This is a genomic window from Bremerella volcania (assembly GCF_007748115.1).
In the GTDB taxonomy this organism is placed as follows: Bacteria; Planctomycetota; Planctomycetia; order Pirellulales; family Pirellulaceae; genus Bremerella; species Bremerella volcania.
This window is the reverse complement of sequence record NZ_CP036289.1, coordinates 4,385,660-4,404,886: the sequence shown is the minus strand read 5'-3', so window position 1 is coordinate 4,404,886 and position 19,227 is coordinate 4,385,660. Positions and strand designations below refer to the sequence as shown.

Annotated in this window: 20 protein-coding genes; 3 read left to right on the top strand and 17 right to left on the bottom strand. The window is 56.5% G+C overall.

What is annotated here, in order from left to right; translation table 11 throughout:
- Nucleotides 1–3 precede the first annotated feature (3 nt).
- Nucleotides 4–1,197, top strand: a complete 1,194-nt coding sequence (gene argJ / locus Pan97_RS17405) for a bifunctional glutamate N-acetyltransferase/amino-acid acetyltransferase ArgJ (protein ID WP_144974725.1) — start codon at nt 4–6, stop codon at nt 1,195–1,197.
- Nucleotides 1,198–1,553: 356 nt separating this feature from the next.
- Nucleotides 1,554–3,011, top strand: coding sequence for a tetratricopeptide repeat-containing glycosyltransferase (locus Pan97_RS17400; protein ID WP_165698820.1), 1,458 nt, complete (start codon nt 1,554–1,556; stop codon nt 3,009–3,011).
- 84 nt (nt 3,012–3,095) lie between these two features.
- Here the strand turns inward: Pan97_RS17400 and Pan97_RS17395 are convergent, their stop codons facing one another.
- The 15 genes from Pan97_RS17395 to Pan97_RS26315 form a co-directional block, all read right to left on the bottom strand.
- Nucleotides 3,096–4,037, bottom strand: coding sequence for a lactate/malate dehydrogenase family protein (locus Pan97_RS17395; RefSeq protein ID WP_144974721.1), 942 nt, complete (start codon nt 4,035–4,037; stop codon nt 3,096–3,098).
- Between the two features lie 27 nt (nt 4,038–4,064).
- Nucleotides 4,065–4,931 carry a class II aldolase/adducin family protein gene (locus Pan97_RS17390; protein WP_144974720.1) on the bottom strand — a complete coding sequence of 289 codons (867 nt, stop codon included), beginning with the start codon at nt 4,929–4,931 and terminating at the stop codon, nt 4,065–4,067.
- Between the two features lie 168 nt (nt 4,932–5,099).
- Nucleotides 5,100–5,396, bottom strand: a complete 297-nt coding sequence (locus Pan97_RS17385; RefSeq protein WP_144974718.1) for a EutN/CcmL family microcompartment protein — start codon at nt 5,394–5,396, stop codon at nt 5,100–5,102.
- Nucleotides 5,397–5,406: 10 nt separating this feature from the next.
- Entirely contained in the window at nt 5,407–6,063 is a 657-nt protein-coding gene (locus tag Pan97_RS17380; RefSeq protein WP_144974717.1) for a hypothetical protein, read from the bottom strand.
- Nucleotides 6,064–6,065: 2 nt separating this feature from the next.
- Nucleotides 6,066–6,326, bottom strand: coding sequence for a EutN/CcmL family microcompartment protein (locus Pan97_RS17375; protein ID WP_144974715.1), 261 nt, complete (start codon nt 6,324–6,326; stop codon nt 6,066–6,068).
- Between the two features lie 6 nt (nt 6,327–6,332).
- Nucleotides 6,333–7,772: an aldehyde dehydrogenase family protein gene (locus tag Pan97_RS17370; RefSeq protein ID WP_144974713.1), complete on the bottom strand. Its 1,440-nt coding sequence runs from the start codon at nt 7,770–7,772 to the stop codon at nt 6,333–6,335.
- A gap of 42 nt (nt 7,773–7,814) precedes the next feature.
- On the bottom strand, nt 7,815–8,243 hold the full coding sequence (locus Pan97_RS17365) for a EutN/CcmL family microcompartment protein (protein WP_144974711.1): 429 nt from the start codon (nt 8,241–8,243) through the stop codon (nt 7,815–7,817).
- A 1-nt stretch (nt 8,244) separates the two neighbouring features.
- Nucleotides 8,245–9,435: an acetate/propionate family kinase gene (locus Pan97_RS17360; RefSeq protein WP_144974710.1), complete on the bottom strand. Its 1,191-nt coding sequence runs from the start codon at nt 9,433–9,435 to the stop codon at nt 8,245–8,247.
- Between the two features lie 59 nt (nt 9,436–9,494).
- On the bottom strand, nt 9,495–9,764 hold the full coding sequence (locus tag Pan97_RS17355) for a BMC domain-containing protein (RefSeq protein WP_144974708.1): 270 nt from the start codon (nt 9,762–9,764) through the stop codon (nt 9,495–9,497).
- A 40-nt stretch (nt 9,765–9,804) separates the two neighbouring features.
- A complete protein-coding gene (locus Pan97_RS17350; protein ID WP_144974706.1) occupies nt 9,805–10,110 on the bottom strand; it encodes a BMC domain-containing protein in 306 nt (101 codons plus the stop codon).
- A 162-nt stretch (nt 10,111–10,272) separates the two neighbouring features.
- Nucleotides 10,273–10,983, bottom strand: coding sequence for a phosphate propanoyltransferase (gene pduL, locus Pan97_RS17345; RefSeq protein ID WP_144974705.1), 711 nt, complete (start codon nt 10,981–10,983; stop codon nt 10,273–10,275).
- A 22-nt stretch (nt 10,984–11,005) separates the two neighbouring features.
- Nucleotides 11,006–11,809, bottom strand: a complete 804-nt coding sequence (locus Pan97_RS17340) for a DeoR/GlpR family DNA-binding transcription regulator (protein WP_144974703.1) — start codon at nt 11,807–11,809, stop codon at nt 11,006–11,008.
- A gap of 372 nt (nt 11,810–12,181) precedes the next feature.
- A complete protein-coding gene (purN, locus tag Pan97_RS17335) occupies nt 12,182–12,835 on the bottom strand; it encodes a phosphoribosylglycinamide formyltransferase (RefSeq protein ID WP_144974701.1) in 654 nt (217 codons plus the stop codon).
- Between the two features lie 8 nt (nt 12,836–12,843).
- On the bottom strand, nt 12,844–16,203 hold the full coding sequence (ileS, locus tag Pan97_RS17330; protein ID WP_144974700.1) for an isoleucine--tRNA ligase: 3,360 nt from the start codon (nt 16,201–16,203) through the stop codon (nt 12,844–12,846).
- 353 nt (nt 16,204–16,556) lie between these two features.
- Nucleotides 16,557–16,877, bottom strand: a complete 321-nt coding sequence (locus tag Pan97_RS26315; RefSeq protein WP_165698819.1) for a hypothetical protein — start codon at nt 16,875–16,877, stop codon at nt 16,557–16,559.
- 158 nt (nt 16,878–17,035) lie between these two features.
- Here Pan97_RS26315 and Pan97_RS17320 point away from each other — a divergent pair, with 158 nt between their 5' ends.
- Nucleotides 17,036–17,482 (top strand): MOSC domain-containing protein, encoded by a 447-nt coding sequence (locus Pan97_RS17320; RefSeq protein WP_144974698.1) that lies wholly within the window; start codon nt 17,036–17,038, stop codon nt 17,480–17,482.
- A gap of 29 nt (nt 17,483–17,511) precedes the next feature.
- Here the strand turns inward: Pan97_RS17320 and Pan97_RS17315 are convergent, their stop codons facing one another.
- A complete protein-coding gene (locus Pan97_RS17315; protein WP_144974696.1) occupies nt 17,512–18,186 on the bottom strand; it encodes a hypothetical protein in 675 nt (224 codons plus the stop codon).
- A gap of 40 nt (nt 18,187–18,226) precedes the next feature.
- Complete coding sequence (locus Pan97_RS17310) at nt 18,227–18,820, bottom strand: HNH endonuclease (protein WP_105356705.1); 594 nt, start codon at nt 18,818–18,820, stop codon at nt 18,227–18,229.
- Between the last annotated feature and the right edge of the window lie 407 nt (nt 18,821–19,227).

Sequence of the window (19,227 nt, the reverse complement as noted above, 5' to 3'; positions counted from 1 at the left end):
AGGATGACTTCGCCTATTCCCGCGGGATTTCGACTCGGTGGCTTTCACTGTGGCTTGAAGCGAAATCCAAACAAGGAAGACCTGTCGCTCATTGTCTGTGATGAAGACACCGTCGCCGCTGGCGTCTACACGACGAATCTCGTCGTTGCCGCTCCTGTGGTATGGGACCGGGCACGCACCCCTTCCGACAAGATCCGCGCGGTCATCACGAACTCCGGCAATGCCAACGCATGTACCGGCGAGCAGGGAGACAAAGACAATGCCGAGATGGCCGGCATCGTCGCCAAGCAGGTTGGTGTCTCAGCCGACCAGGTTCTCACTATGTCGACCGGAATCATTGGGCACCACCTGCCGATGGAAAAGATTCGAGCCGGACTTGATGAAGTGTTCCAGCGACTGGGGACGGACGAAAGCCATTTTGATGCCGCAGCCCGGGGAATAATGACGACCGACAAAGGTAAGAAAGTGGCTTCGCGCCAGTGCGAAGTCAACGGAAAGCCCGTCAAACTGGTCGGCATGTGCAAAGGGGCCGGGATGATCGCTCCGAACATGGCGACGATGCTGTCGGTGGTTCTCACCGATGCGCAGCTTAGTCCCGAGCAGGCGAAAGAGATTCTGTCCGAAGTGACCGATAATACGTTCAACTGCATTACCGTTGATGGCCACCGCAGCACGAACGATACGCTGCTACTACTGGCCAGCGGTAAAGCCGAAACGGGTGAAATCTCAGCAGCCGCGCTCGAAGGTTTCAAAGCCGAATTGCAACAACTGTGCGAAGACCTGGCCAAGCAGATCCCGGCCGATGGCGAAGGTTCGACGCACCTGATCGAGATCAATATCGAAGGATGTGCCAACCGAGAGGACGCTTTCCGAATTGCCAAGACGGTTGCCGATAGTGCCTTGGTTAAATGTGCGATCACCGGCGGCGACCCGAATTGGGGGCGTATTGTTTCCGCCGCAGGCTATTCGGGTGTTCAGTTCGACCCCATGGGGTTGGAACTCCGCGTCAACGGGCACCTTCTTTACAAAGAGGGAACGCCTGTGAAGTTCGACGAAAAGACGGTCAGCCAATCGATCAAAGAAAGCTTCGAGACGGACGTGAACCTTCGCTTCACTGACGGAGACACCAAGTTCCGATACTGGTCCAGCGACCTGACCGTGGAATACGTGAAGTTCAACTCGGAATACCGGACCTAGCACTTTAAGGCACAGAGAGCACAGAGACCACCGACAAAAGAAAGAAGTAGAGCGACCACTGATTACACGGATGGAGATAGGGAGAGGATGCCCGTAGTACAGATAATATCCTGTTCCTATCCGTGACCATCCGAGTAATCCGTGGTTAAAAGCTCTCCTTCGGTGCCCTCTGTGGCTAATATCTTCTCACTGCTAGCGGAAATCCGTCTTTGCGCGAAATCCTGTGCCCGCTACACTCTCGCCACGGCATGAAATAGGGCCGTGTGAGGTCGCTGCGTTGCCCCATGCAGCACTAAAATCCCCATCATGCATCGCTACGTCTACGCACCGCTATGTCCCTGAGGTATTCGTCTGCAATGACCAAGGAAGCTCGCAACCGTAAACTGACTGCTGTGCTGGTGGTCAATGAAGAAACGGACTTGATCCGCGAGACGCTCAATAGTGTGCGTCAGATCGTTGATGAGATCGTGCTGTTGAACATCGGCAAGACGGATGCTATTTCGTCGATTGCCAGTGAATTCCAGGCACGCGTCGTCGCCCATTCCTGGCAAGATTCGTTCGGTGAGGCCCGCAACGCCGCGCTGGCACACGTAACCGGCGAGTGGATCTTGTGGCTCGATCCAGGCGAGACCATCGAGGTGGAAGATGCCGCCAAGCTTCGCCAGTTCGTGAATACCCAGGTCGACATCATGACGGCATACGTGCTCTTGGTGCGTGCGCCGCAGGCCCCTGGGACCATCGGCAGCGAACAGATCGGTCAGGTTCGCTTGCACCCAAATCATCCGGGTATTCGCTACGAAGGTCGCGTGCGAGAGAATGTGATTCAATCGCTTGCCGAATGTGGCATGTCGATTGAAGCGATTCCTTTTCTCGTCCAGCGGAACCTCATCGAGAGCGATTCGGCATGGAAGATAAAACGCGCCAGTCGTGATGCCAAGCTCGTCGAACGCGAAATCAAGGAAACCGGCCCCAGTGCTCGCTTGATGATCTGCATGGGCGAAGCCGTGCAAACGCTGAATGACCAGGCCAACGCCCTGATGTTCTACGAACAGGCATGCCGGCTGTCAGAGCATGGCTCGGCCGAGATGCTCGAAGCCTTCTACGGGATCCTCACCGCTCTCGATGGCCAGCCAGATGGTCTCGATACGCAGATTCAAACCTGCATGACGGCATTGGAAATATTTCCACTCGATGCCCAACTGCTCTGCGCCGTGGGTGGTTATTTGCAATCGAAGGGACATCTCGATTTAGCGAGACGTTCCTTTGAGACCGCCTACAAGCATGGCCAAATCAACCTCGAAACCTGGCACATCGACGATATCGACGAGATTGCGGCCTCCTGCCTGGCGATCACGACACATGCCGTTGGTCGCGAAGAAGACGCGGAACGAATCCTGGCCGAGGCCCTTGCGGATTGTCCTCGCTCGGTGCGTTTGCGACGACAGGTGATCGAGACCCACGTCAAGCATGGCCGACGTCAGGAAGCCCTTGCCGAACTGGAAAAGCTTCCAGCCGACTATCCCAAGATTGAGTCGCTACGAAGCGCCGTTCGGGGAGCGACGCTCGCTTCGCAGAAGAATTGGGTAGCTGCTCGTCCCTACTTAGAAGCTGCTTACCGACAAGGTTCGCGCGAACAGTTGTGCCTGCGTTGGTATGCAACGACGTTGGCTGCCCTTGGCGAACGCGAGGCATCGTGCGAAGTCTTGAAGGCTTGGAAAGAACGTGATCCTCACAACGCCGAGCCTGAAGAACTGCTGCGAGCATTTGTGACCGGACCGGTCATTCGCCAGAAAGCTTCCAGTAAAGCGGGTTAATCCGCTTTTGCTTGATCAGAACATGAAAAAAGCCTCGCAGTGGTTGCGAAGCTTTTTGTTGATTTTGGTCGCGAAAACGAATTCTTACGAACGACCGACGCGGTTAAGCACGGTCGTCAAGGTTTCCCGTAGGACGGTTCCGCTACGACGCAGGGCCTGAATTTCTTTGGGCCATAGGTCCAACTGGTAGGTCGACTCCACTCCGTTCTTGCCGACGACCGTGGGGACGCTCAATGCCACGTCGCGAATGTCATAGCAACCGTTTTGAATGCTGGAGATCGGCAAAATTTGGTGGCTATCCAGGGCGATCGCGTCGATCACGTCGCGAATGGCGATCCCGACCGCGAAGCCAGCTCCACCCTTCTTCTTGATCACTTCCGCCCCCGAGCCCTTGGTGCGCGTAAACAGTTCGTTCGCCGCGTTCGGATTCCAGCCAGGGAACTTCTCGAGCGGCAGACCGTTGACCGAAGCGGACGACCAGATCGGCACCATGCTGTCGCCATGTTCCCCCAGGATCAACGCTTTGACTTGGGTAGGGGGCAACTTGCAGTGCTCGGCGATCAGTGCGCGGAAGCGAATCGTATCCAACTGCGTACCCAGGCCGATCACGCGGTTGGTCGGCAGATCGAGTCGGGTCGAAGCGAGGTAGGTCAGAATGTCGACCGGATTGGAAACGACGAAAACGGTCGCGTCCTTCTTGTAGCCAACCTTCTTGATCGAATCGAGGATCGTCAAAAACAAGTCGACGTTTCGATTGATCAGGTCCAGGCGGCTTTCATCGGGCTTACGACGCAGACCGGCCGTGATGCAGATGACGTCGGAATCGGCAATGTGTTCGTAGCTGCCGCTGGAAATGATCTGATCAGCGGTGCTTGGGCTACCGTGCAGCAGGTCCAATGCCTGGCCGCCCGCCAGATCGGCGTTGACGTCAAGCAAGGCGATTTCGCGAACGATGCCACTGCACTGCAGGGCAAACGCGGCACACGAACCAACCAGGCCACCGCCACCGATGATGCTAACTTTCATGGTTACTCTTTCCAACAATGGGGTGGATTAACGTTGCTTCGACAACTCGGCCATCACGCGCTGGGTGATCATCTGGATCAGGGCTTCCTGGTCCGACGAGCCCGTTGCAGCGGCAGGCTTCTTTGCTTTGGGGCCCATCGGTTCCGGGGCACCAAACGCTCGGCGTTGGACGTGCGAGTCTTCCCAGCTGTCGCGGAAGATGTCGTTGGCACAGATGTCGCAGTCTTTGTACTGTTCGGTGTTGCGAGGATCTTTCCAGCCCCATTTGTCCTTCAGTTCGAGCAGTTCGCGCGACTTCTTTTCGTTCAGGAATTCAACGTGACCAAGCTGCTTGGCCAGGATCAGCATGCGGCAGTAGGCGTCTAGGATTTCGGTCCACCAGTAGGCACGTTCGACGTTCTCGCCGTAGCTGACGGTACCGTGGTTAGCCAGCAGGATGACGTTGGTGCGATCGACGAAAGGAATGATCGTATCGGCGAACGACTGACCACCAGGCGTCTCGTACTTGGTGATCGGAACGTCACCCAGAAAGACTTCGACTTCCGGCAGAATACACTGCGGAATGGGTTCGCGGGCGATCGCGAATGCGGTCGCGTGTGGCGGGTGGCAGTGCACGACGCTCTTAACGTCTTGTCGCTGCTTGTAAATCTCAAGATGCAGCAGGGCTTCACTCGATCGCGGCTTGCTGCCGGCGATCTGCTTGCCGGTCATGTCGATCGTGGAAATGTCTTCTGGCTTCAGAAAACCTTTGCAGTGCATCGTCGGCGTGCAAAGGACTTCGTTGTCGCTGACGCGAACCGTGATGTTGCCATCGTTAGCGGCGGCGAAGCCTTTATTGTAGATTCGCCGTCCGATATCGCACATGTCTTGTTTGATCTTGTGAACGTTCGTCATGCCGATTCGTATCTCGCAATCAAGGGGTACGTTTGGTGATTTCGTAAGTGTATTGTTCTAGTCCCCTCGCCCCTTTGGGGAGAGGGTTAGGGTGAGGGGCGATGGCGGGTACACGCTTCTCAACCCTCACCCTATCCCTCTCCCTTGGGAAGGGAGAGGGGACGTGTTTTATTTGCTAGGTCGATAACGAATATCAACCGTGTCTAAAATAGCCGCGTTGTAGGCGTCCACGGGCTTCATGTCGGGGTAAAACGGTTGGGCCGCTTCGCCCCCTTCGCTTAGTGCGATGTAATTGTCTTGGCCGGCCCCCAGTTCGTCGTAAACGACAAGCAGGTCATCCAGCGGGGTGTTATCGTTTTCGATGTCGCTCAACATCATCGGCACAGCCAGCTTCAGCACGGCGCCCTGGAATTCGGGAACCGAGCGGCTGAGCGTGACTTTTCCGATGACTTTAGCGATACGCATGATGCACTCGTTATTTAATCCAGTTGGGCCCAGCGGTTCCGCGAAGGTTCCATAACGTTGTCAGCAGTCGCGGGACATCCGAGTCCTGCCATTGGCCTGGGTGACAAACTACCAGGTTCGCTCCCAGGCTCTTCACGGCCGCTTGCCAGTCGTGACTTCCGCAAGCGACCATGGCTCGGATGCCACTGGTGCGATTGGCTGCCGCCACGGCTAGTTCGGGTTGTTCCGACAGGATCACCGCCATCTGATCGCTTTTGGTCGCGGCGATGGCTCGATCGACAGCCTGACTCAGGCTGCCAACTTGTTCGGTCCGTGCGGTCGACTGCCAGGCAGCCGAAACGGCCTGCTTGGCGGCGTTGACCACCGCTGGCATCGTCTGCTTTTGACCGCAATCGGTTTGGTCGATTCGGCGCAGCTCGACACCGCGTTGTTTCAGTTCATCTTTCACGGCTGGAGTGACAACCGATTTCGTTGGCACGCACAGCACGGTGATCGAGTCGTTCAGTTTGTCCTTCAGCGTATCGATAGTGACCAGCTTCACGTCCAAGCGAAGTTCGCCAGCAGATGCCGTCGCCAGTTCGGGCGATGCCGTACCGCCGGACATGAGTCGCTCGACGACCATCCGGACGATTCGTTCGATGTCTTGGCTGCTAAAGTTGGACTGCACGTTTATTCGTCAATAATGCCGATCACCGTCCAACGGACGGGCGTTCGGGGGTATTTCAAAAGTTCGGAAGTCGATTTGCCATCGCTGGTGATCATCACCAGTTCGCCTGGCCCTGCGTTGACGGCATCGACCGCGACCAGCGGATGCCCATCTGGGGTGGTGCCGTCGACTTGCATCGGCTGCACTACCAACAGTTTCCAGCCTCGCATCGACACGTGTCGTACTGTGCTGGTGGCCGTACCGACCACGCGTGCCGTTTGCATACAGGACTAACCTTTCGCCGGATGGCCCAGGATGCACAAATCGTCAATCAACGAGCAGCGTCGTTCCCGCGTGAACGTGAGGGGAGTGGTGACGCCTTCGCCGGTTGGGGTGGCAATGGAGAACGAAATGTAACCTTCGCCTCCGACGCCCAGTGCCGCGGCACAAGGACCATTCTTGACGAACAAGGTGGTATCCATCACGCGACCCATCTTGGTCATGTTGCGGACGTTGTTGCTGTGAATGATGGCCGTGTGACGGAAGCCGTGCTCGTAGTAACGGGCCTTTTCGATCGCTTCGTCCACATCGTGGCAGCGAACGAAAGGCAGGAACGGCATCATCTGCTCGACAGGCACAAATGGGTTGTGTTCGTCCGTTTCGCCGAAGACGAGCTCGACGTCTTGCGAAATGTTCTTGCCTGCGGCTCGTGCGAGTACTGCCGCGTCCTGGCCGATGAATTCCTTGGCGGCCACTTGTTTCTTTTTGCCAGGATCGCCGTATTCGGTGATGGCGACCGAAGTGAGTCGGTCGATTTCGCTACCGTTCAAGCGAACGGCACCGGCTCGTTCCATGGCTCGCATCATTTCGTCGAAGACGGAGTTCACGACGAACACTTCCTTCTCGGCGATGCAAAGCAGGTTGTTGTCGTAGGCACCACCTTGAATGATGCAGCGGGCCGCACGATCCAAATCGGCCGTTTCGTCGACCACAACCGGTGGATTGCCAGGACCAGCGACGACAGCCTTCTTGCCGCTGTTAAGTGCCGCACGGGCAACCGCCGGACCCCCGGTGACGCAGATCATCGCGACGTCACGGTGATGGAAGATCAGGTCGGCCGACTCGAGAGTTGGTTCGGCAATCACACAAATCAGGTTGTCGATGCCCAGGTCGTCGTAGATCGCCTTGTTGAAGCGACGAACCCCTTCCGCCGCAACCTTCTTGCCGGATGGATGCGGATTGACCACCAGCGTATTGCCACCGGCAATCATGTTGACGGCGTTGCCGGTGATCGTCGGAAGCGAGTGCGTTACCGGGGTGATGCAACCAATCACGCCGAACGGAGCGTGCTCGATCACGGCCAGGCCATGATCGCCGCTGAAGACTTCGCTGCGGAGGAACTCGACGCCGGGCGTCTTGCGCCCCAGCAGTTCCAGCTTTTCGATCTTATGAGCAAGACGCCCAATCTTGGTCTCGTTCATTTCCATGGTTCCCAGTTCGACCTTCTGGTCGATCGAGATCCGACGGATGTGATCGATGATTCGCTTGCGGTCTTCGATGGTGCGTTCCGAGAGCTTCTCAAAAGCTTCGCGAGCGGCCCGGACGGCCTCGTCGGCACAGTCAAAGATCCCGTAGCGGCCTGTGAACCCGGAGGTTGCCGGTGGAGCATTGCCCACTTCGGCCAGTACCTGGGCCACCACGTTGCGAATGATGGATTCGTCAAATTGCATGATGTCTATATCCTCGCGTCAGCGCGTGAATGTTGCGGCAGGCTAACTTTCCGAGTCTTCCTTGGTTGGTTGGTCCTTGGTTGGCTCAGGCTTCGGTTCCGATTTTGGTTTAGGCTTCGGGGCCGGTGCTGGCTGGGCCTTGGCTTGCGGCTCGTCGTCGTCTCCTTGCCGGTCGTAGACACAGAAGCTTTCGACTTGAGCACGATCGACGATGCCGATCACGACACAATCGATCGGAAGGGATTTCGTTTCCGGAGTCAGTCGGGCACTGGAACCTTGGGTGATCAGTACGAAGTCACCCACACCGCTGCCGAGCATGTCGACGGCAACGAACGTTCGGCCGGTGGTTACCAACGACTGGCGATCCTTCGCTTCCAATCGATAAGGTTCGACCACAAGCAACTTGTGACCAACCATTGTGTCGACTTTCTGCGTGGAAATGACCGATCCGGTCACTTTGGCGATAAACATTTTAGGTCGACTCCAGCAACTGCCGGGTTTGTCGAGCAACGATGATTTCCTCGTTGGTCGGAATGACCCACAGCTGCGTTTTGCTGTTTGCCGAATGGAACGAAGCCTCTCCCTTGGCGGAATCGTTCATCGCTTCGTCCAGTTCGATTCCCAACTCTTGCAAGTTGGCACATACGTCCTTGCGTAACTGTTTGCCGTTCTCGCCGATGCCTCCGGTGAAGACGATCGCGTCGGCTCCGCCCAGTTCGACCAGCATGCCGCCGAGGTATCGGCGAACTTCACTGGTAAACATGTCCAGAGCCAGTTGTGCGTCGGCATTGCCGTTGGCGGCGGCCTCTTCCAGGTCTCGCATGTCGCCGCTGAGGCCGCCACTGAGACCGAGAAGTCCACCTTGGTTCCCGATGTGGGCGAGAACTTCGGTCAGGCTTTTGCCCGTTCTTTCCATCAGCAGCGGCAGGGCATAGGGATCGAAATCCCCGACCCGGTTGTTCTGCGGCAGTCCGGTTTGCGGGCTCATGCCCATGGTCACGGCAACGCTTTGGCGACTGTTAATCGCACACAGGCTGCTGCTACCACCGAGGTGGCACGAGATGACTCGCAAATCGTCACGCCCTAAAAGCTCCGCGCTTCGCGTCGCGATATACCGATGGCTCGCTCCATGGAAGCCCCACTTCTTGATCTGGAACTCGTCCGACCAGGCCTTGGGAATGCCGTAGTAGCGATTGCGATCGGGAATCGTTTGATGGAAGCCCGTCTCGAAGGCGGCAACTAGCGGAATCTCCGGAAGTTGCTCGGAAAGTAATCGCATGGCGGCGATGTAGGGCGGGTTATGAGCCGGGGCGACTTCGTTCATTTCCGCCATCGCGGAAAGGACGTCGTCGGTGACTCGTTGCACGCCGGATACACGTCCACCGTGGACCGCTTTAAAGCCGATTGCCGATACTTCGGCGGCGTCCTTCAAGCATCCGTGTTCTGCGTCGGTCAGCTGGGAAAGGCATTTGCGAACGGCCACGGCATGATCAGGCATGTGATCCGTGACTTCTTCCTTCCAATCGCCAATCTGAACGCTGCAGGAACTTTCTGGAGATCCAATTCGATCGATCCCGCCACGGGCCAACTGCGTTTCGCTGTCCATATCGAACAAGCGATACTTGAAGCTGGTCGAGCCGAGATTTGCTACCAGGACCTTCATTGTCTGGGACTCCTTTCGCTGGGGATGCTCCGCGGACTAGCGGCTTACGTTAAGTCGGTTTAGCTGAAGTAAACGTCGCTGAGACCTTCGGCTGGGCGAGGCAGGACATGGCTGCCAGCCAGTTCGCCAACTTGCTGAGCGGCGTTGGCACCAGCTTCGACAGCAGCACGAACGCTACCAACGTCGCCACTGACAACCGTGGTAACCAGACCACCGCCAATGTTGACGCGCTTTACGATCTTGACGTTGGCGGCCTTCGCCATGGCGTCGGTCGCTTCGACCAGGCCAACCAAACCTTTGGTTTCAATCAAACCAATTGCGTTTTGCATGGATAGTTTTCCTTAGCGGATGTTTTGTGAGAGGTAGGGACTACTCGGTGGTGTAAACCTGCTTGACCGGCGGCGGCAGAACGATACCGATGTCTTCGTGCGGTCGTGGAATGACCTGAACGCTGACAACTTCGCCCAGACGGCCAGCTGCTGCAGCACCTGCATCGGTGGCGGCCTTCACAGCGGCGACGTCGCCGGTGATGAAAGCGGAAACCAAACCGCTGCCAACTTTGTCCCAACCAACGAACGTCACGTTGGCTGCCTTCAACATTGCGTCGGTGGCTTCCACCAAGGTCACAAAGCCCTTGGTTTCAATCATGCCCAACGCTTCCATTACTTTCGCCATGGGGTTTTATCTCCCGAACAAAAAAGGAAACCGTTACTTCATTTCGCACCTGAAAGTCAGATGCGATGTCTTCAAAAACAGGGGTCATAAAAACGCTCTCGCTGGCCTCGGGCGAGGACTCACAGTGGCAAATCAGTGAGGCCAACGAAAGCGCAGTTAGTTCTAGTGTTTCGTCTTGCAGCCGCAGGGCTCTTTCTTCAAAAGCTCGATCTCGGTGGCCGCATCCAGGTTGCACGCGTTCCCTTCATCGGTGTCGATGTGGACTTCCAGTTTGCTGACGTCGTCGGCTCGGACGAGCAAGTCTTCAAACGTAGTGGTGCAACCTAACGAGGTGATTCGGAGGTTCATGCGATCGCCATTTTTCACTCCGTAAAATTCGGCGTCGCGGTTGTTCATGTGGACGTGACGTTCGGCGCGGATCACGCCTTGGTCGAGTTGAACGGCCCCTTTGGGACCAACCAACACGCAGCCTGGGGTGCCGTCGATCTTGCCAGAAGCACGTACCGGGGCGTCGATACCCAAGGAGATCGCGTCGGTGAAGGCCAATTCCACCTGGCTGTAATCACGCGTCGGACCCAGCACGCGAACCTTTTCCAGCATGCGACGACGCGGACCGACGACCATCACGGTTTCTTCCGCGGCGTAGAAGCCGTCTTGATAAAGGTCCTTCATCGGCGTCAGTACGTGACCAGGACCGAACAGCGTTTCGACGTGGGCGTCGGTCAAGTGAATGTGACGAGCCGAAATGCTGACCACCAGCTTGGGAGCAGCCGGAGGGGCAGAGGGCTGGGTTGGAGCACCACTTTGCGAAAGAACGATCTGACGAACGATCCGTTCGATGGTGGCATGATCGAGATTCAGCGAGGAACTCATTCGTATCAAACCCTTGTTGGGGTTAGCTTGCTTTGTGGGAAACAGGGCGGTCGATGATCGCCATCTCGGCTGGGGCGACGATCAAATCGACTCCGGCATCCTGGACCTGCTTCTGCCAGGCTTCCGAAATCTCGTGATCGACTACGAGCTTGTCGACTTCCGAAAGCTCGCACATCTGAGCCAGGCTCTGACGTCCGAACTTGGTGCTGTCGGCAACGATGATCACTTCGCCGCCAGCTTTCATCATGGCCCGCTCGGTTTCGACGAGCAGGAGGTTGCTGTTGTACAGCCCTTGCTGGGTAATCCCCGCGACGCTGAGCACGGCACGCCGAGCGCTCAGTCGCGAGATCATTTCATTGGCATAAGGGCCCAAAGAAACACCCGTCGCGTTATGAACGTAGCCACCGAGCAGGATCAACTCGGTCGTCGTGCTGGCCATGAACAAGTTGGCCACCGGCAGCGAGTTGGTCACGATTTGCAGGGTTCGCCCGACAAGCATCTGGGCTAGTTCGTACGTGGTGCTTCCGCCGTCGAGAATGACCGTATCGCCTTCTTCGATCAGCTGAGCCGCGGCCTTCGCGATCTGCCGCTTCTTGCTCCACTGCATTTCGTGGCGAAGTTCAAAGTGGGGCAGATTAGGAGAAGGACCGGTGTAAAACACCCCCCCGTGCGTCCTGCGGGCCGACCCGGCTTCCTCCAGCATTTCCACGTCTCGGCGAACGGTCGATTCCGAGACTTCCAATTCCTGAGCAAGTTCCGGAAGCGAGGCAAAGCCTCGAGACCGAACCAGGTCGAGAAGTCGCGTGCGTCGGACGTCCGCTTGCATGTGGGGGGAGATGGGGTCGGGGGAGAGTGATAGCTAACTCAATCGAGTTAAAACACCTAGATTATGCATCCCGCATTGCCAACAATCAATCATATCGTGGCATATTTCTTTCAAAATTCACGTTGGAAGAACAGATTCTGACAGCGCATTGTTCCCTAAAACGCAAAAAAGCCCCATATATGCCATGATTAGGATAACCGTTAAGTGACATTCCGGGCTAAACGCTCTCGGGAAGCCACTAATGAAAGAAAATATTCACCGATTGAAAGAATGTCGTCAGTCAAGGCGGATGCGACAATAGGAAAATAGCACAAAGTTTGATGCCTGGAATGTGCTAGCGGAAGGCGTCGCAGGCAGGGCGGGTGAGCTTATCTAGTTCGTTGGCTGGACGGTGACTTGGCGTCCCCTCACGCTGACGCGCCCCTCGGCGATGGCGGCGATTGTTGCCGGGTAGATCTGGCACTCAGCATCAAAGACACGTGCCGCAAGGTCCGCAGGCTGATCGCTCGGAAAGACTTCCACGACGCTTTGGGCGATGATGGGCCCATGATCGTAGTGATCGTCGACGAAGTGAACCGTGCAGCCGCTGACCTTTGCCCCGTGCTCGATCACGGCCGTATGGACACGGATGCCGTAGAAGCCAGCTCCGCAGAAGGCTGGAATCAGCGATGGATGAATGTTCACGACACGATTGACGAAGTCTTCCGGCACGGCGATCTGCTTGAGGAAGCCACCCATCACCACCAGTTCGACCTCTTTCTCGCGGCAGGCCTGAAAGATGGCCTGCGAGAAGTCGGCTTTGTCCGGATGCTGCGCGACGGTGATGAACTGGCAGGGGATGTTCGCCTCTTCGGCGTACGCCATGCCCTTGGCTTGGCTGCTGCTGGAGACCACCAGAACGACCTCCAACGGAAGTTGATCTTCGCGAATTCGCTCGAGCAGGTTACGGAGCGTCGTCCCGCCTCCGGAGATCAAGACGGCAATTTTCAGGGGGTTCTCTACGGTATGTACAGGCCAGGTCGTCATTGGCTGCGTTATGCCTGCTTCACGTAGATGCGAACGTCGCTGTCGGCGATCTTGGTTTCGATCGGATCGATACTATCGATGGCCGAAGCTTGTACCGTCGTCGCCAGCGTTTCTGTCTGTATGTAGTCGCTGTATGCAGTCACAGCGGCCTGCACGTCGCTGGAATCGGTGACCACGCCCACTTCAATTTGGGCGGTGTACTCCAGGTCCAGTTCTTTACGCTTGTCTTGGATCAATCTCACGAGATCCTTGACGTAGCCTTCCTGGATTAACTCAGGCGTCAGCTCAGTGTTCAACACGACCACGCAAAGCTTACCCTGGGCGGCAGCCCAGCCTTCCTTTGCGGAAAGGCGAACTTGGATGTCGTCGTTATCAAAGGTGAGTGATTCCCCTTCGATCGTCAGCGTAAACGCCCCATCCGACTGCAGGGCATTCAGCAGCGCGGCGGCATCCGTTTGGCCGAGGACCTTCTTTACGTTGGGCATCAGCTTACCCACGCGAGGGCCGAGCCTTTTGAAGTTCGGCTGGATCTGGTAATTGATGTACTCTTCGGCGTCCTGCGTGTATTCCACCGTTTTGACGTTCAGCTCTTCGCATAAGATCGCGCTGTGCGACTTGAGCCAATCGCGATGCGTGTCGTCGGCGAGAACCACTTCGACCTTGCTCAGCGGTTGGCGAACCTTCAGCTTCTCGTTCATGCGAGCCTGACGTCCGAGCGAAGCGACTTCGCGCAGCAGTTCCATTCGCTGCGAGAGCTGCGTATCGATCGCGGCCTCGTCAGCAGCCGGGAAGTCGCATAGGTGAACGCTGCATTTCGCTTTCTCGCCGAAAACTCCGGCCAGATTTTGCCACAGAGTCTCGGACAGAAACGGAACGAATGGGGCGATAACCTGACAGGTCGTCAGCAAACATTCGTACAGCGTCCAGTAAGCGTCCAGCTTGTCGGCCGACTCCTTGTCCTTGCTCCAGAAGCGATCGCGGCTGCGGCGGACGTACCAGTTCGATAGCCCGTCGACGAACTGGTTGATCGCGGCGCAGGCGTTATAGTTGTCGTACGCATCCATCCGCTCGGTGACGGTTTGGATCGTGCGATTCAGTTCGCTGAGTACCCAGCGGTCCAGCTCGCTTCGCTCCGCCACCGGCCGGGCACCCTTGGCGCCGACGAAATGTTTCGCCAGTCCCTCGTCCAGGTTGGCGACCGAGACTTCCGGTTCGAAGCCGTCGATATTGGCGTAGATGGTGAAGAAGCTGAAGACGTTCCACAGCCGCAGCAGGAACTCTGGGATGCTGTCTTTGATCGACTGCTCGTTGTAGCGGATCGAGGTCCATGGCGGCTGGTTGGCGTACAGATACCAGCGCAGCGCATCGGCGCCGTACTTGTCGAAGATCTCGTTCGGCTCGCGATAGTTTCGCTTGCTCTTGGACATCTTCTGGCCGTCTTCACCCAGCATCAGCCCCAGCACGATGCAGTTCTTGAACGGATGCGGATACTCGTGCGGCTCAGTCTTGCCTTCTTCATCCTGGCCAAACAGGAGCGTGCTGATGGCCAACTGGCTGTAGAACCAGCCGCGCGTCTGGTCGATCGCTTCGCTGATGAAGTCGGCGGGGAACTGGGCCCTAAAGTTTTTCTCACCTTGATGCGGGTAGCCCCACTGCGCGAAGGGCATCGCGCCGGAGTCGTACCAGCAGTCGATCACTTCCGGCACGCGCTTCATGCGTGCACCTTCGGCAAACGGCGAATCGTAGGTGATTTCGTCGATGTAAGGCTTATGGATCTTCAGGTCGTCGACTAGGTCGGGATTCTCGGCTTTCGCTTTCTCCCAAACTTCAAAGCCCGTAGCGCCTGGCTTCTCTTGAAGCTCGGCGTAGCTGCAAACGGCTTCCCCTTTGCCGGTCTCTTCGCATACCCAGATCGGCAGCGGCGTGCCCCAGTAGCGCTCTCGCGACAGAGCCCAGTCGACATTCCCTTCTAGGAAGTTACCAAAGCGACCATCGCGGATGTGGTCGGGTAGCCAATTAATCTGTTGGTTATTGGCCACCATTTGATCCTTGAATTGCGTAGTGCGGATGAACCAACTCTCGCGAGGGTATTGGATCAACGGATCTTCTTCGGCCCGCCAGCAGAAGGGATATTCGTGCAGGTACTGATCTAACAGGAAGAGTAGGCCCCGTTCCTTCAATTCCCGCGAGATGTCCTTGTCGGCCTCTTTGACCCAGCGGCCCTTGTAGTCGGGGGCTTCGTCGGTGAACTTGCCATCGGGGCCGACGGCGCAGATGAGTGCTGCCCCTTCGCGGTCTTCAAATCGGTCTTGCTCGGCTGCCAGGACTTCGTAGTCCACTTCACCGAATGCAGGCGCTTGATGAACCAACCCGGTACCACTATCGGTCGTGACGAAGTCCGCAGCGACAACCCGCCAGGCGATGTGTTGCTTTTCGCCCGTCTTGAGTTTTCCCTGCGTGTCGCCCAGGTCTTTGTAGTAGTAGTCGAACGGTGGGCGATAACGTTTACCGAGTAGTGTCGTTCCTTTGGTCGTGCTGAGCACTTTCCAGGTGCGTTTGGCCTTCGCGGCGATCGCTTCGACAAGAGCCTCGGCGACGATCAGCTTCTCGCCCGTCTCTTCGTCTTCGACCGTCGCGTAGTCCAGGTCAGGATGGACGGCCGCGAACTGATTGCTCGGGAGCGTCCAGGGAGTCGTCGTCCAAACCAACAGGGCGGTGTTTTCTTCCTCGAGTAGAGGAAAGCGTACATAAACACTCGGGTCGGCAACTTCACGTCGCCCTTGGCCGACTTCGCCGCTGCTAAGTGCGGTACCACCCTGGGCCCACCACCAAACGATCTTGTGACCTTGGTAAAGAAGGCCGCGGTCGTACAGATTCTTCAGGGACCACCACACGCTTTCGACAAAGCTCTTGTGATACGTGACGTAAGCGTCGTCCAGGTCGACCCAGAAACCGAGCCGTTCGGTCAGCCGACGCCACTCTTGCATATAACGCCAGACGCTGGCCTGGCATTTGTGGATGAATGGTTCGACGCCGTAGTTCTCGATCTCTTCCTTCGAGTGGATGCCGAGTTCTTTGCAGACTTCCACTTCGACCGGCAGACCGTGCGTGTCCCAGCCAGCTTTGCGCTCGCAGTAATACCCACGCATCGTACGATAACGAGGAAAGACGTCTTTGATCGCGCGCGTCAGGCAGTGGCCTGGGTGGGGCATGCCGTTGGCGGTCGGTGGACCTTCGTAGAAAACGAACGGTTCGCTCCCTTGCCGGGCCTCGAGCGACTTTTCGTAAATCTGGTTTTGCTGCCAATACTCGAGGACTTTGGTTTCCATGGCGGGAAACGAAACATTCTGCGGGATGCTTTCAAACATCGATTCTCATCTTCCTCGAGCAATCTATGAACGAGGGAGCCAACGCGCTCCCCCACAGTTTCTTACTTCGCTTCTCTCGGTTTGTTGGGGTTTCACCCCAGGGGAATTGTTCTAGCCACAGAGAGCACAGAGTTCACAGAGTGGAAGAGAGAAGATTTCTTGACCACGGATTATACGGATATCACGAATGAGAATTCTCCAAGTCGACATTGTCGACTCCTGCCGCTATCCGTGTTCATCCGTGAAATCCGTGGTTTAGTTCTTCTTCCTGGGTGTTCTCTATGTCCCCTGTGGCTAAAGACAAGACTTTATAGGAGGATTCACCTCGCCGGGCCGAGGTTCAGACTAGCGACTTAGTCGTCGTCCCCTTCCTCCTCTTCGTCCCCTTCTTTTTCCTCGTCGTCTTCCCGTTCTTCGTCGTCATCAAAGAACTCTTCGTCGAGGTCTTCATCCTCATCGTCATCGATCAAATCTTCGTCGAACGATTCGTCATCGGCCGGAGTTTCGTCGTCGAATTCCTCGAAGTCTTCGTCGAAATCATCGTCGAAGTCGTCCTCGTCGAAATCCTCTTCCGTTTCTTCTTCATACTCGTCGTCGGCTGCTACAATCGAACCGGAGAATGGGTTAAGGATGTTTTCGTTTTCGAGGGCCATTTCCAGGAGTTCTGCGGGCATTGCAAACCTTCGGTCGTTTGTTTTCGTGCCACGGGCACGGTTACAGGGAGCTTGTTCACCGGGAACCGAATCCTGAAATTAGAAAAGCCAGACCCCCACTAAGTCAACCACCTCAAACACGAAAACATTGATGTCTGAAGCATTTACGGTGATTACGGATGAAATTTCCCCCAGGTCAAGTCGTTGCCGTTTGTCTCTCTTCCGGTGGAATTCCGCGGCTTCCGGTCAAATCGGCGCAATTGGCCATGATCGGCTTTGAGAACGATGGCCATCGCTATGAAGAGCATTATGCCCCCAAGCGGGCGGTTACGCTGTTCAATCGAGAGATTCTCGATCGGTTCGAGCCGGACGGGGAAGCCTTCCCCCCTGGCAGCGTTGGCGAGAATATTACCGTTGCTGGAATCGACTTAGGAAAATTGGCAATCGGGACGCGACTAGCCGTTGGAGAAGCCGAAATCCAGCTCGAAAAGCCGTGGAAGCCGTGCCACGCTACGAATGCGGCCAGTGGGCAGTCGCGAGTTAACGAACGTGAGCACCTCGGCTTTTTCGCCAGCGTCGTACGGCCAGGTACGATTCGACGTGGTGATGTGGTCGAGGTTCTATAGCAGCCCAAGTCGCTCAACGACACATCTGCTTAGTCCCAGATATGGCCGACGACGTATCCAGCAAGCACCTCTGGACGGGTGGCCCGCTCCAGTTCGCGTGTCGAGATGGAGCTAACCCAAAGCAGGAGATCGCGGGTCGATCCAAACTCTCTCGCGGGGAATTCAGACATTTCGCCTAGCAGGAACGGGTTTGGCGCTTTCCGCGCCGGAATTGACAAACGGTAATTGTTGTTTCGAGAGGCAACGGTTTCTAACGCTACACCGAGATCGGGGTTCGGCGGATCTGGTTCGGCAAGTTCCGCCACATCGATTCCGATGGTCTCGCACCTTAGTCGTGACAACCTATCAAGCAATCGTTGGGCGCTTTCGGCGAAGCAAGCGATATCCGAGAATACGTCCGCAAGGAAATCGAGGCGATCTGTTCCACGTTGGATGGTTTCCTTGCGTGGACATTTATAGTAGGCAGGTTCGTCGGGTGACCAGCTTTCTTCAGGCAGCAGGGCAAACCAGAAGAGTGGAATGTAACTGGCCGATTCGCAGACTAGCTTTTTGTTTTTCGCATCAGGCGTTGTGATGATGGATCCGCGGTTTGACATTTCAGGTGCTTTTTTCGGGCGGCGATTGCGAACAGTAGCGCAGCGTTTGATCCAAAAGATCAAAACAAGCTCGCGCCGCCGGCGATTGGCGGCTGAAAAGTGAAACACAAAGAAACAGGCCTCGATAACTTGTCGTTACCCAGGCCTGTTAGGTGTCGAGTTCGGTGTCCCAGTAAGCTTCGCTAACGAACTTACTCCAGGACTCAATGCGGACGCGTCTGGCCGCATAGACCGGAGTCCACCTCGGCCGAATCGGTTCCTTACGCATCGGCATGTGAGCTTCCGCCGGGGTCCGGTTCGCCTTGCGATGGTTACAGTCGACGCAAGCCAACACGCAGTTTTCCCAAGAGGATTCACCTCCCTGGCTCCGCGGGACGACGTGGTCGATCGTCAGATACTCGCTGCCTGGCCGCGATCCGCAGTACTGACACATGTACTGGTCCCGCTTGAACACATTGCGACGACTGAACGTCACGGTGTTCCGCGGAATGCGATCGTAGTTGACCAGCGAGACAACTTCCGGGATCCGCACCTTTAATAGCTGCGAAGAAATGAAAGGCTCATCCTTGCCTGGGGCCAGGTTCGACCAATCCTCCCACGTGTACAACTGATAGCTATGCGGGTCGACGATACGAGCCGTTCCGCAGAAAACCTGCGTCAACGAACGTGCCACCGAAGCCACACCGACAGGCTGCCAGTTGCGGTTGAGGACCAGCGTGGGCCGCTCCAAAAGGGCCGACATGAATCAATTCTCTCCCTCGTCGAAAAGGTAACCGATCGGAATCGAACCGAACGTTCTTTCCATCGCGTGCAGCGGAAAGACCTCGCACCACCGAGCCACGGTTACCGAAGTAACGATATTACGACTAAACGTCTTGGGGGCTGGGAAGGGACATACAAGCTAGACCTTTTACGCTCGCGTCTGGAGGTCCAGCGTGTAAAACCTTCAACATAACATACTTCCGGCCTAAAACGCCAATATTTCAGGCGACCAATTTTCATCGGCCAAGCCGAATTAGCGGAACTGTAGGCAAATTGTGTTAAGGGGGTACGAAGGCTTTGGTAATTCGTGGGAAAAATGTCGATAACCTGTCGATGGTTATGCCGGACTATGTCCCGACACGCCTTCGTTTTCCTTGGCAAAGTGCC

Coding starts and splice junctions, on each gene's coding strand:
- ileS (WP_144974700.1), bottom strand. CDS start 16,203: ATGTTTGAAAGCATCCCGCAGAATGTTTCGTTTCCCGCCATGGAAACC.
- Pan97_RS17370 (WP_144974713.1), bottom strand. CDS start 7,772: ATGCAATTTGACGAATCCATCATTCGCAACGTGGTGGCCCAGGTACTG.
- Pan97_RS17375 (WP_144974715.1), bottom strand. CDS start 6,326: ATGCAAACGGCACGCGTGGTCGGTACGGCCACCAGCACAGTACGACAC.
- pduL (WP_144974705.1), bottom strand. CDS start 10,983: ATGAGTTCCTCGCTGAATCTCGATCATGCCACCATCGAACGGATCGTT.
- Pan97_RS17400 (WP_165698820.1), top strand. CDS start 1,554: ATGACCAAGGAAGCTCGCAACCGTAAACTGACTGCTGTGCTGGTGGTC.
- Pan97_RS17395 (WP_144974721.1), bottom strand. CDS start 4,037: ATGAAAGTTAGCATCATCGGTGGCGGTGGCCTGGTTGGTTCGTGTGCC.
- Pan97_RS17340 (WP_144974703.1), bottom strand. CDS start 11,809: ATGCAAGCGGACGTCCGACGCACGCGACTTCTCGACCTGGTTCGGTCT.
- purN (WP_144974701.1), bottom strand. CDS start 12,835: ATGACGACCTGGCCTGTACATACCGTAGAGAACCCCCTGAAAATTGCC.
- Pan97_RS17320 (WP_144974698.1), top strand. CDS start 17,036: ATGAAATTTCCCCCAGGTCAAGTCGTTGCCGTTTGTCTCTCTTCCGGT.
- Pan97_RS17355 (WP_144974708.1), bottom strand. CDS start 9,764: ATGCAAAACGCAATTGGTTTGATTGAAACCAAAGGTTTGGTTGGCCTG.
- Pan97_RS17350 (WP_144974706.1), bottom strand. CDS start 10,110: ATGGCGAAAGTAATGGAAGCGTTGGGCATGATTGAAACCAAGGGCTTT.
- Pan97_RS17310 (WP_105356705.1), bottom strand. CDS start 18,820: ATGTCGGCCCTTTTGGAGCGGCCCACGCTGGTCCTCAACCGCAACTGG.
- Pan97_RS17385 (WP_144974718.1), bottom strand. CDS start 5,396: ATGCGTATCGCTAAAGTCATCGGAAAAGTCACGCTCAGCCGCTCGGTT.
- Pan97_RS17365 (WP_144974711.1), bottom strand. CDS start 8,243: ATGTTTATCGCCAAAGTGACCGGATCGGTCATTTCCACGCAGAAAGTC.
- Pan97_RS17390 (WP_144974720.1), bottom strand. CDS start 4,931: ATGACGAACGTTCACAAGATCAAACAAGACATGTGCGATATCGGACGG.
- Pan97_RS17360 (WP_144974710.1), bottom strand. CDS start 9,435: ATGAAGGTCCTGGTAGCAAATCTCGGCTCGACCAGCTTCAAGTATCGC.
- argJ (WP_144974725.1), top strand. CDS start 4: ATGACTTCGCCTATTCCCGCGGGATTTCGACTCGGTGGCTTTCACTGT.
- Pan97_RS26315 (WP_165698819.1), bottom strand. CDS start 16,877: ATGCCCGCAGAACTCCTGGAAATGGCCCTCGAAAACGAAAACATCCTT.